Here is an 11827-nt window from a genome sequence, read left to right on the forward strand (position 1 = left end):
TGGGGTACTCAATGCAGGGCATCGTTCGGTTTTGCCTGCGACCCAAGGCTGAGAAATGCACCAATCGCGTTGCCCAATGAGTCCGAGCGCTCGGGGTTGCGAAACTGCGCCATTATACGCGGGGCCATATCGGGCAGCAGCAACAGGTCGAGCAGTACGCGATTAAAACATTTGTTACCGGCTGGGGTGATGGCCAACTGTTCGAGAAACCGTTGTAGCCGCAAGGGGTCTTCCAGGTCTTCCCAGCAGCGGCTGGCGATGGCCGCAAGAATTTCGGCGCTATTGGCGAGCGGACTTTCCAATAACTGGTCGATCAGGCGCTGGCGGATAGCGGGGGCCTTGCTGTGGGAGATTCCCCTGAGCAGGGCGGCCAGGAGACCCTCGGCGGCGTTTTCGTCAATTAAGGCAATCGCCCTTTGCGCGATCACCTCGGTGAGTGAATGATCGATCGCTTCGTTTTCCAGGCAGCAGCAGAGCATCTCCAGTGGTACCGGTGGTAACGCCGGTACCGCCCGGCGCAGGTGGCGGGCATTGTCGTCGTGTTCCAGGCGGGCACAGAGGTCGGCGATCCCTTGCAGCCCCAGCGATTGCCATTGGTCGTGGTCTGTTTTGGCAAAATAGTCATGGGCTGGTGTATAGAATGCCGAGGGTTGCCGTCCCAATAGTCGCGAGGCGCGAGCGTGGAAGCAGGCCATGCGCTCCTGCTCGGGTTTGAAGGCGTAGGGGGTCTCCTTGAGGGCATCCACCGTCGGGTCGACGCTGCCGAGTTCGAGTTTTTCCCCCACGCTCTTGATAATGCGCAGCAGAAAATCGTCGCGACTGGCACTCATTAGCTTGCCTTCGCGATCGAGGGGAAATTTAAGAAACCAGATCACCGGTACCGCCCCCTGACGCTGATCGCTCAACAGGAAACCCAGCCAGGCCTGTTGCAGGAATGGGTAGGGATAGGGGGTAGTGCCCCGCTCGAAATCCAGTAACTGCTGGCGTGGTAGCTTGCGGATGCGCCGTCCCATATCAAATACCTGCAGGCGGATATCGCTCTGCTCGAGAAATTCGGTAAGGGTGCCGATGGTGCTCATGCTGGGGCCCGGATCGTTGGAGTGGGGCGCACATTGTAGGCAGTTGCCCCCATGGGCTCAAGAAGGTTCCTCCTCCTGCAGGCTGCGGCTCTGCAGGAGGAGGAAAAGAGGGTCGCTACCCGGGTTGGTTAGCCGTTAATCAGAAAATGGGTATAGATACTTGCGGCGTAACCGAGGGCAATCACCGGTGTCCACTTGAGGTGGCCGAAGAAGGTGTAGTGCCCCCGCGCTTGTCCCATCAGCGCCACCCCGGCCGCGGAGCCTATCGACAGCAGGCTACCGCCTACACCGGCGGTCATGGTAACCAGCAGCCACTGTGTATCAGACATCGCGGGGTTCATGGTCAGCACGGCGAACATCACCGGGATGTTATCGACGATGGCGGACATGATGCCAACGAGAATATTGGCGGTGGTGGCCCCCAGCTCGCCGTAGATAAACTCCGAGGCCATGCCCAGATAGCCGATAAAGCCGAGGCCGCCGACCGCCAGAATGACACCGTAAAAGAAGAACAGGGTGTCCCACTCGGCCTGGGCGATCTTGGCGAAGATGTCGAAACGAGGGCCGCGGTTGCCGCCGGGAACATCGGTTCGGTCGACCCCTCCATCACCGGCTTTCTGGAGATAGAAGCCGAACAGCTTGAGATAGGCTAGTCCCGTCATCATGCCGAACACCGGCGGGATATGGAGGACACTGTGGAAGCTGACGGCGGTGACGATAGTCAGCAGGAACAGCCCCACAATCACCAGCCCGCCGTGCTTGATAGCGGCAGGTTCACTGCTCTCGGTGCTGGGTTTACCCTTGGGCAGGGCGAACTGCATGATCGCAGCGGGTAGCAGGAAGTTGACCACGGAGGGGACAAACAGGACGAAGAATTCGGTGAAGTCCAGTATTCCTTTTTGCCATACCATCAGCGTGGTGATGTCGCCAAAGGGGCTGAAGGCACCGCCGGCATTGGCGCCGACGACGATGTTGATGCAGGCGATGCCGATAAATCCGGGCTGGTCCTTGCCCACCGCCATCACCACCGCGCACATGATGAGTGCCGTGGTGAGATTGTCGGCGATCGGCGAGATAAAGAAGGCGAGAATGCCGGTGAGCCAGAACAGTGCCCGGTAGCTGAGCCCCCGGGCAACCAGCCAGTCACGCAGGGCGTCGAACACCCGGCGTTCGAGCATGGCGTTGATGTAGGTCATCGCCACCAGCAGGAAGAAGAACAGCTCCGCGTATTCGAGAAAATTGTGGCGGATGGCCCCTTCCACTTCGTGGGGAGACCCCATGCTATTGTAGGTGATGGCGATGATCGCCCATATAAGGCCAGCTGCCAGCAGTACCGGCTTGGATTTACGCAGGTGTATCTTCTCCTCAAAAATCACCAGAATATAAGCCAGTGCGAAGAGGGCGAGAGCCGCGTAGCCGACCCAGCTATGGGTCAGGTCGATGGCCTGGGGAGATTCGCTGGCGCTGGCAATAGCCGGGGTCAGCAGTAGCCCTAGCAGGGTTAAAAACCTTTTCATTTTCTACTCCAGAGTGCAGGCAAGGGTGCAGGCAGTTTTGATTTATTGTTGTTGGAAAAAAGCTGGTGCGCATTATCCTCTCAATCCGGTTTTATACAATGGTTAACTGATGAGGCCGCAAAAGAGGGGGCGGCAGAGCCTGCGAGCATCCGCATCATTACTTATATCCCGCTGCCTTGCCCGAGTGGTACAGTGCGCTTTATGAGACGCGCGACGACCCTACTACTAACCCTGAGCCTGCTGCTGGCACCATTGGTTGCCAGCGGCGTAAGCGCATCGATGGGAACGTCTATCGGGCACTCCATGGAGTCTATGGTTGCTGACTGTGATCATGCCTCGGTCACCCCCGATTGTTTGTTGAGCACACAGGGTCCGGCGCCGATGAGCGCGTGTGACGACTGCAGCGAAACCACAGCCAGCTGCTGCCAGTCTCCCGCAGCCGCCCTGGTGGAGGTTGTCGATGAGCCGTTACCCTTGACCGCCACCGTGCAGGCTAGCGCCGTTGTTTGCGGATGGGGCGCTTCCCCCTGTTATCCCATCGACCACCCTCCCCGGTAATTTTCTCCTGCCCCAAATGTTAGCGGCCGCTCGCGGCCTGTTCGATATTTTCAGGAGTACAATCATGACTGTAAGTAAATTACTGACCACCCTGTTGGCCCCCTTTGTTCTATTGTTGCCCCTCGTCGTATCCCCGGCGTGGGCCGAAACCCGGTTGCCCCTAATGACAGTGTACAAATCCCCTAGCTGTGGTTGCTGCGGTGACTGGATTACCCACATGAAGCAGAACGGTTTCGAGGTGAAAGTGCAGGACACCCACAACCTCAATCCCATCAAGATGAAGGCGGGCCTCACGCCGGAGATCGCATCCTGTCATACCGCCTTTGTCGACGGTTATGTCGTGGAGGGCCATGTTCCCGCCAGCGATGTAAAACGTATGCTCACCGAGCGTCCAGCCATTAAGGGCTTATCGGCACCGGGTATGCCGGTTGGCTCCCCAGGGATGGAGATGGGAGATCGGGTCGACCCCTACGATGTTGTGAGCTTTGACGAGGAGGGTTCTGTTAAGGTTTACCGCTCCTACCGGTAGATGATAAACGGGGAGCGTATTCGCGCTCCCCTGAAAACGGCGCTGCTGTCCCGTGCGGGTCCCCCAACTTCTATAACCGAGCCGCTAGCATAGAGGACCGGGAGTTACAGGCTCGCACCCTGCGTCAGATTATTGATCGTTACAAGCTCAAGGCGCTGGATCTCGATTTCATACCCGGTGCGATGGATGTGGTGAAACAGATCCATAAAAATCGGTTTAGCTGTATCCCTCGTAACAGTTCGCTTTTTATTACATCCGAGGGTAACTATCTCTATTGCTACAACGATATGTCCCATCACCATAGCCTGGGTAACGTCAAAGAGATGAGTGTGCGGGAGGCGATCGAGCTGCGTGAGCTAACCGAGGCGCGTGGTGATTTGTGCGACCAGTGCAATATGAAAGGGCGCTATCAGGGCGCCGAACTGGTACAGATGGCAGCCAAGTACATGGGGTCCCGCCTGATCGCGGCGGTGGGATAATCGTGATTCGGTACTCGACCTGCGCCCCAGCCCGATATACCCTACTAAAAAAGACGGGTATGGAGCGAAAACATGTCAGTAACCCCATTTCATATCGCGGTGCCGGTGCGGGACCTGGGTGAGGCGCGCGCCTTCTATGGTGATCTGTTGGGTTTTCCCGAGGGGCGCAGTGATAGCCACTGGATCGACTACAACATGTATGGCCACCAGTTTGTGGTGCACCTTAACGCAGCACTCGGGCCCGAAGGCAAGGTGACCCTGTGCCATAACGATGTCGATGGCCACGGGGTTCCGGTGCCCCACTGCGGTGTGGTATTGACCATGGTGCAGTGGCAAACCCTGGCCGATCGTTTGCGCAGCGCCGGTGTCGAGTTTGTGATCGAGCCCTATATCCGCTTTGTCGGCCAACCCGGCGAACAGGCGACGATGTTTTTTATGGACCCCAGCGGCAACGCCTTGGAGTTCAAGGCGTTCGCCGATATTGATAGCCAGCTCTTTGCCAGCTAAGCCGGTCGGTAAAAGGAGCATTTGATGGCCTATCGATTACTGCAATACATCGGAGCGACGCTGGATCGTGCTGATCATCGGCGCGATGACGCCGACTGGCTGGCGCAACGACAGCAGCACCCCCATACCCGCTTGGTGGTGGTGTGGCGTAATCAACATCTTTTCGAAGAGTCGACCACGCCGACGCCGCGGCTGATCGAGGGTGACCTGGCGGCAGAGTTGATGGCCCTCGGCGAGGAGCTGACCTTTCTGGGTGAGGTGTCGGGGCGGGCGCTGTTTACCGTAGACCTGTCGGCCCTGGAGGAGGATGAGCTGCTGAGCCGTGTCGAAGGCGTCCGACTGCTGGACCTGCGCCTTGTGGGTCCGTTGTTGGAGCGGGACCTGTCTGCCCAGCTCGCTTATGCGCGGGGAATGCTCTATTGGCATCGCCAGCACCGCTTTTGTGGTCGTTGCGGCTCGCCAACCCAAAGTGCCCGAGCCGGTCATGTGCGCCGTTGTAGCGATGCTACCTGTGGCCGCGAGAGCTATCCGCGCACTGACCCGGCGGTGATTATGCTGGTGGAGCGTCCTCCCGGGGCGGGGCACCCCGCGTGCTGTTTACTGGGGCGACAGAGCAGCTGGCCCGCCGGCGTTTACTCCACTCTGGCGGGCTTCGTCGAGCCAGGAGAGTCCCTTGAAGGAGCGGTGGCGCGTGAAGTTGCTGAAGAATCCGCGATCGAGGTAACGGACGTCCGCTATCAAGCCTCGCAACCCTGGCCATTTCCCTCCTCCCTGATGCTGGGCTTTCGTGCTCGGGCGGTGACCGACGGAATTCAGGTGGATGGGGTGGAACTGGAGGAGGCGCGCTGGTTTAGTGGACAGGAGTTGCGAGGCGCAGGTGAGTGGAGCGATGAGGGGGAGGGGCTCAAACTGCCCCGCCGCGACTCAATCTCCCGAGCCTTGATCGATGCCTGGGTTGCCGAGCAACCCTAGGGGTAGGGTCTTTTTGCCCATCCGGCTTCTGAGCCAGCAGCGAAGGTATGGGCTTATAGCCCGGTACTCTATTGATTTTTGAGCAGCTCCACCAGTTCGGGCACCACTCCGTCGACACGATTCTTTTGCCCTGTGAGGTAGGTATCGCGAACGCTGCAGGCGATGCGGTCGGTTAGCCCTCCCTGCCGGGTCATCTCGGTGTAGTACCCTAAATCCTTGGCGGCATTGGCCAGGGAAAAGCGAAAGGTGCTGCTGTCTCCCTGCTCAATAAAAGGGCGCAGGCGTTCAAACACGACACCAGCACCACCGCCTTTGCCCAGCACCTCCAGCAGTACGTCGCTATCGACGCCGGCCCGTGCCGCACCGGCGGCGGCCTCGGCCAGTACGGCGGAGAATCCGAGGGAGACGAAATTGTGGACCAGCTTTAGCCGGTGACCGGCACCAATGGGGCCTGCGTGGGTGATGTTTTCAGCAAAACTTTGCAGCAGCGGCAGCGCCTCGGTGAGTAGCTCTGAATCACCCCCTACGATCAGGTTGAGGCGACCCTCGGTGGCCTCTTTGGGGGTGCGGGTCATGGGGGCGTCGAGGAAGCGGATTTTGCCGTCGGCCAGCCGGCGTGCTATTGACTGACTGGTCTCTGGGAGCGAGGTAGAGCAGTCGATCACCAGCGCCCCCTCGGGCAGATGGTTGGCAAGCCCGTCCCCCTCGAACAATACCGCTTCTACCTCGGGGGCACCGGTCACGCAGAGGATCATAATATCGGTTCCCTGTGCCAGCTGCGGGCGTCGGCTGCAGGCTTTGGCTCCTGCAGAGACGAGGGCTGTGGTCGGCTGGTTGCCTGCGCGGTCAAGGAATTTGAGGGCGTAGCCCGCCTTGAGAAGGTTGCTGGCGATACCGATGCCCATATGCCCAACCCCGGCGATGGCGATCTGTGTCTGTGCTGTCATGGCGAGCCCCTTGGTGAACTGGCGTTGTTATTATTGGTGTCTTCAGTCTACCCCAGCGGCGCCCGTGCGCAATGAGGTATACTGTCGCGCTTTCCGATTTAGCCGCGCTTTTATGACCGACGCTCTTGACTATTACATCGCCCCTCCCTGCCTTGAACCCTTGCAGGTGGTGCGCGAGGATCCCGGATTCTGGCTGGTGAGCAAACCATCGGGACTGCTTTCAGTTCCCGGGCGCGCCCCCGAGAATCGGGACTCGGTGATTACCCGGCTGCAGGAGCGAGGAGGGGAAGCCTGGGCGGTGCACCGTCTCGATATGGATACTTCGGGGCTGCTGGTTGTGGCGCGGGATAAGTTGTCGTTGAGTGCCCTGAGCCGGCAGTTTCAGCAGCGTACGGTGTCCAAGCGTTATCAAGCCATGGTCTACGGCGTGCCGCAGGAAGATACGGGGACGATCGAGTTACCCTTGATCTGCGACTGGCCTAACCGCCCTCGGCAGATGGTGGACTGGCAGCAGGGCAAGCCCAGCTTGACCCATTGGCGTGTACTGGAACGGGATCCGGTTCATAACCGCTCATTGCTGGAGCTAACCCCGGTCACCGGGCGCTCCCACCAGTTGCGGGTACACCTTGCCGAGATCGGTCACCCGATTCTGGGGTGTCGTTTTTACGGCCATGAAGACTCTATCCCCGCCGCGCCGCGCCTGATGCTGCACGCCTGGCAGCTAGCGTTTGATGATCCCGCCCAGGGGACGCGTGTGGAGGGGAGCAGTAAGAGCGCGTTTGAGACCCTGCTGGCGCGCTGAAGCTTTCTTTTTAGCGTCGATCGTGGACAATAGCGCTCGCCGCTGTGCCACCCGATATCATTTGGGTTCCTATTCACCCTGTGTCAGGCCTGTTTTCAGCCCGGACTGCTATTTTTGCCGTAAAGGATCTTTGCCATGAGCAACAAACACACCACCTTCGAGGACGTTCAGGCTATGGTGACGGCCACCGCTTTGATCTCGCTGGGCGTCTTTCTGCTTAATTACGCAGGTCTGTTGGCCGGCGGCACCACGGGCCTGGCGCTGTTGCTGCAAAAACTCACTGGAGTGACGTTTGGCGTGTTGTTTGTGGCGCTTAACTTGCCGTTCTTTTACCTGGCGTTAAAGCAGATGGGGCCCCGGTTTACCCTTAAAACCTTCGCCTCCATCATCATGGTGGCCTTGGCGACGGAGTTTCTGGACCGGGCCATCACTCTCGAATCGGCCAATGAGGTCTACTGCGGTGCGATGGGCGGATTGATGATCGGTTGCGGTCTGCTGATCCTGTTTCGCCATAAGGCGAGTCTGGGCGGGTTTAATATTCTCGCTCTCTACGTACAGAAGCGTTATGGCATCAGTGCCGGTAAGTTCCAGATGGGGCTCGATTGTGGCATTGTCTTCGCTTCTTTCTTCGTTGTTACCCCCTGGATTCTATTCGTCTCCGTTATCGGGGCTGTGGCGGTTAACCTGGCGATCGCGGTTAACCACAAACCGGGGCGCTACGTGACCTCTTGAGGGCGGCTCTGTAAAAAGCTCGCCAAAAAAAGCCGCGCGGAGATCCGGGCGGCTTTTTTACAGCGCTGAAAACCCCTACAGGTTTTCGATCCGCGCTTCGAGCTCTTCGATCTTGTTGGAGACGACTCGCTGCAGGTGCTTGAGTTCGTTCAGAATCTCTTTTTTTGCATCGACGACGCGATTTTCCTGCTGGGTAATCTTATCCAGCTCTGCAACCACTTCACGCAGTGCCGGGGAGATCTCGGTGACGTTGCGGAACTTTTGGGTACCGCTATCGACCATCAGGGTTTTCTTCTGGCGCGGGAACTTGAACTTTTCGCTCTTGGCGAACAGGTCACCCTTTTGCTTGTGGTAATACACCTTGAGGATGTCGAATTCGGATTCGGACCGCAGCTGATAGCGCTCGATACGCTCGTAGTGTTTGATGCCCATGCTTTTCAAGTGTTCGTACATTGCAATGCTTCCCTAACTGGGCCAGTTGGCGTTTTATGGACGTGCTGGCGATTGTGATATTGATGTCAGTATTGTGGCAAATAACAAGCGATTCGTGGATACGCATTTATACCCATGCAGACCGTATAAGGCGCGGTAAAGCGCGAGCGAGTCTCGGTTTGCCTGTGCGCCTGGTCACACTTTTAAAAAGGGTTTGCTTGTGGGCCTAATCTTTGATGATCATCAGGTTGGTTTTGCAGTGTTCGGAGATTTTTGAGGTCACCGAACCGAGGAAGAATTTGTCGACTTTTCTACTGTCGTGGTTCGCCATGACAACCAGGTCAATAGACTCTTTTTCCACCTCTTTGAGGATCCTTTTATAAGCGGTGCCCTCGACGACCGTCAGGGTACAACTGATATCGTCGGGGATATGCTTGTTAGCAAAGTCAGTGAGGCGGGATTTGACCTCTCTATGGGCTTTGGCAAGGACATCCCGCGGCAGGTAGTTGGACACCATGGGCATGCTGACACCGGGAATGACGGTAAGCAGGTGCAATGGTGCCTTGCTGGCTCGGGCCTGAAAAATCGCTGCATCCAGCGCTTTCTGTGACGGGTGAGCATTGCTCAAGTCGACCGGTAACAGAATTTTCGTAAACATCAGACCCTCCAGGATCAGGTGTGCTGCAGTTCGGATTGCTGCAACTTGTAGCGCCGACGTTGGTTCAAAAACACCCCAGCCAATAGCAATAGCGCGGGTAGAAACATTAACTGTCGGGGTGGGCGTTCGTTAGGGGTTTGGACCTCAAGAATTTGCCAGTCAAAATCGAGCCCGCTTTTGCTGGCGGGACCTCCGAAATCAACCGCATCGACGATGACCGAATCACCATCGATCAGTAGCTCCAGTCCGGCATGGGCCAGGCGGGTTTCACCATCGGCCTGAGGGCCCAGGGGGAGCAGGACGATCTTTTCAATTGACTTTCCGTCGAGGTTTTCACCGCTGACCCGCAGGCGTACATCAGCATCTTCGGGCAGTGATTCGACGATCTCTACAATCTCATGGGAGGGGCGTAGCACCAATTCCGGGTATACGAATTCCCACCAGAACCCCGGCCTGAATAGCGTGAAAGCAACAACTAACAGGGTAATCACTTCGAACCAGCGGGTGCGTACGAACCAAAATCCCTGGGTGGCGATGGCAAACACCAGCATCGCGGCCAGGGCGCTCACTATGGTGAGAATCAGCTCAAAAACGGAGCCGATGCCGATCAGCAGCAGCTGCGTGTTGAAGATAAACATGAAGGGCAATATGGCGGTGCGGATATCGTAGATAAAGCCTTGAACACCCGTACGAATCGGATCGCTCTGGGCGATTGCGGCGGCGGCAAATGCCGCCAGTCCCACGGGAGGGGTATCGTCGGCGAGAATGCCAAAATAGAACACAAACAGGTGCACGGCGATCAGGGGCACAATGAGTCCGTTTTGCGCTCCGAGGGCAACGATCACAGGAGCCATCAGGGTGGAGACTACGATGTAGTTGGCAGTAGTCGGCAATCCCATGCCCAGGATCAGGCTGATGATGGCGGTGAAGATCAGCATCAAGATAACGTTGCCGCCGGAGATGAATTCGACAAATTCGGTCATCACCAAACCGACGCCGGTGAGAGTGACGGCACCGACCACAATACCTGCGGCAGCGGTTGCTACACCGATGGCGATCATGTTGCGAGCGCCGTTGGTGAGGCCTTGAATCAGGTCTCCAAATCCGTTCTTGAGGGCTTCTGTTACCGCAGCTTCCTTGCGAAATAGTGCCAGCAAGGGGCGGTGAGAAATAACGATCAGAATCATAAACAGGGTGGCCCAGAAGGCGGACAGACCGGGGGAGAATCGCTCAACGGTGAGACACCAAACCAGTACCACCAGCGGCAACAGAAAATAGAGGCCGCTCTTGAGGGTTGGCCCCACGGGGGGCATCACCAGGGTTTCCGATTTGGGGTCATCGATCTGCAGGGGGGGAACACTGGCGGCGTAGCGGACCAGGCCAATGTAGGAGAGTAAAACAGCGGCCCCCAATACGTAGGACGCGGTCGCGCCAAACATCTCCTTGCTCCAGCCGACGCCGTAATACACCACTGCGGTGAGAAGGCAGAGCCCGAATATGGTGCCAAAGAAATTCATCAGCGATTGAGCCAGGGTGGGCTTATAGGGGCGAGGCAGACCCAACATTCCAGCCTTTACGGCTTCGAGGTGGACGATGTAAAACAGCGCCACGTAGGAGATCCCTGCGGGCAAAATCGCGTGTTTGATCACCTCGACGTAGGAGATGCCGACGTACTCCACCATCAGGAAGGCAGCGGCCCCCATGATCGGCGGTGTGAGCTGGCCGTTGGTGGAGGCGGCCACCTCGATGGCGCCCGCTTTTGTGGCAGGAAACCCAACCCGCTTCATCAACGGGATGGTAAAGGTGCCGGTTGTTACCACATTAGCGATGGAGGAGCCGGAGATGATTCCGCTCAGGCCAGATGAAACCACCGCAGCTTTGGCAGGTCCCCCGCGGTAGTGACCCAACAGAGAAAAGGCAACCTGGATAAAATAGTTGCCGGCACCTGCTCGGTCGAGCAGTGAACCGAACAGGACAAACAGGAATACAAAATTGGTGGAAACACCTAGGGCAACGCCGAACACGCCCTCGGTGGTGAGCCAGAAATGGGACATCCCTTTACCAAAGCTGGCACCCTTATGGGCGATGACATCGGGCATATAGGCTCCGGCAAAGGTATACACCAAAAATACCATGGCCACTATCATCAGGGGGGGGCCTAGTGCGCGTCGGGTGGCTTCCAGCAGCAGTACCATTCCGATCCCGGCAACCCAGAGGTCAAACCCTGTAGGAGCCCCGGAGCGATTGGCGACCTCGGTATAAAAAACATAGAGATAGGAGGCGCAAAAGGCGCCAACCAGGGCAAATAACCAGTCCTGCCAGGGGATTCTATTGCGGGGCGAGCTGCTTAACGCAGGATAGGCGGTAAATGAGAGAAAAATAGCAAACGCGAGGTGTATCGCGCGGGCTTCGGTGTCATTTAAGACGCCAAAGCGGAAGATAAAGGGCAGCGGTGAGCTGTACCACAGTTGAAACAGGGACCAAAAAATAGGAACCAATAGCAGCATGGTGCCTGGTATACCCTTGGGCATCCGCGACCCACTGTCGGATTCTGCAATCATCTGTTGCAGATCGTCGTCGGTGGTCGTCGTATCTTCCGTGGGGAGGGTCATATC

General features: G+C 57.6%; 13 protein-coding genes. 7 read left to right on the top strand and 6 right to left on the bottom strand.

Annotated elements, in window-relative coordinates; genetic code table 11:
- Window positions 1-8 precede the first annotated feature (8 nt).
- Both ACP3PW_RS09125 and nhaD read right to left on the bottom strand, forming a co-directional pair.
- On the bottom strand, window positions 9-1079 hold the full coding sequence (locus ACP3PW_RS09125; RefSeq protein WP_426416388.1) for a DUF3549 family protein: 1071 nt from the start codon (window positions 1077-1079) through the stop codon (window positions 9-11).
- Window positions 1080-1207: 128 nt separating this feature from the next.
- Entirely contained in the window at window positions 1208-2596 is a 1389-nt protein-coding gene (gene nhaD, locus ACP3PW_RS09130) for a sodium:proton antiporter NhaD (RefSeq protein ID WP_426416389.1), read from the bottom strand.
- Between the two features lie 201 nt (window positions 2597-2797).
- Here nhaD and ACP3PW_RS09135 point away from each other — a divergent pair, with 201 nt between their 5' ends.
- From ACP3PW_RS09135 to nudC, 5 genes are all read left to right on the top strand, one after another.
- Entirely contained in the window at window positions 2798-3154 is a 357-nt protein-coding gene (locus ACP3PW_RS09135; RefSeq protein WP_426416390.1) for a hypothetical protein, read from the top strand.
- Between the two features lie 64 nt (window positions 3155-3218).
- On the top strand, window positions 3219-3683 hold the full coding sequence (locus tag ACP3PW_RS09140) for a DUF411 domain-containing protein (protein WP_426416391.1): 465 nt from the start codon (window positions 3219-3221) through the stop codon (window positions 3681-3683).
- Between the two features lie 188 nt (window positions 3684-3871).
- Window positions 3872-4162: an SPASM domain-containing protein gene (locus tag ACP3PW_RS09145; protein WP_426416392.1), complete on the top strand. Its 291-nt coding sequence runs from the start codon at window positions 3872-3874 to the stop codon at window positions 4160-4162.
- A 72-nt stretch (window positions 4163-4234) separates the two neighbouring features.
- Window positions 4235-4669, top strand: coding sequence for a VOC family protein (locus ACP3PW_RS09150; protein WP_426416393.1), 435 nt, complete (start codon window positions 4235-4237; stop codon window positions 4667-4669).
- Window positions 4670-4693: 24 nt separating this feature from the next.
- Window positions 4694-5641, top strand: coding sequence for an NAD(+) diphosphatase (gene nudC / locus ACP3PW_RS09155; RefSeq protein ID WP_426416394.1), 948 nt, complete (start codon window positions 4694-4696; stop codon window positions 5639-5641).
- Window positions 5642-5709: 68 nt separating this feature from the next.
- Here the strand turns inward: nudC and ACP3PW_RS09160 are convergent, their stop codons facing one another.
- Window positions 5710-6588, bottom strand: coding sequence for an NAD(P)-dependent oxidoreductase (locus tag ACP3PW_RS09160; protein ID WP_426416395.1), 879 nt, complete (start codon window positions 6586-6588; stop codon window positions 5710-5712).
- A gap of 112 nt (window positions 6589-6700) precedes the next feature.
- Between ACP3PW_RS09160 and ACP3PW_RS09165 the strand changes: the two genes are divergently transcribed.
- Window positions 6701-7390, top strand: a complete 690-nt coding sequence (locus ACP3PW_RS09165; protein ID WP_426416396.1) for an RluA family pseudouridine synthase — start codon at window positions 6701-6703, stop codon at window positions 7388-7390.
- A gap of 135 nt (window positions 7391-7525) precedes the next feature.
- Window positions 7526-8122 carry a YitT family protein gene (locus ACP3PW_RS09170; protein WP_426416397.1) on the top strand — a complete coding sequence of 199 codons (597 nt, stop codon included), beginning with the start codon at window positions 7526-7528 and terminating at the stop codon, window positions 8120-8122.
- Window positions 8123-8197: 75 nt separating this feature from the next.
- On the opposite strand, the gene ACP3PW_RS09175 is transcribed toward ACP3PW_RS09170, so the two are convergent.
- From ACP3PW_RS09175 to ACP3PW_RS09185, 3 genes are all read right to left on the bottom strand, one after another.
- Entirely contained in the window at window positions 8198-8575 is a 378-nt protein-coding gene (locus tag ACP3PW_RS09175) for a DUF3461 family protein (RefSeq protein ID WP_426416398.1), read from the bottom strand.
- Between the two features lie 205 nt (window positions 8576-8780).
- Entirely contained in the window at window positions 8781-9212 is a 432-nt protein-coding gene (locus ACP3PW_RS09180; RefSeq protein ID WP_426416399.1) for a universal stress protein, read from the bottom strand.
- 14 nt (window positions 9213-9226) lie between these two features.
- Window positions 9227-11824, bottom strand: coding sequence for a TRAP transporter permease (locus ACP3PW_RS09185; protein WP_426416400.1), 2598 nt, complete (start codon window positions 11822-11824; stop codon window positions 9227-9229).
- Window positions 11825-11827 lie beyond the last annotated feature (3 nt).

Origin of the sequence: Aestuariirhabdus sp. LZHN29, from assembly GCF_049985285.1 — a bacterium.
Taxonomy (GTDB): Bacteria; Pseudomonadota; Gammaproteobacteria; order Pseudomonadales; family Aestuariirhabdaceae; genus Aestuariirhabdus.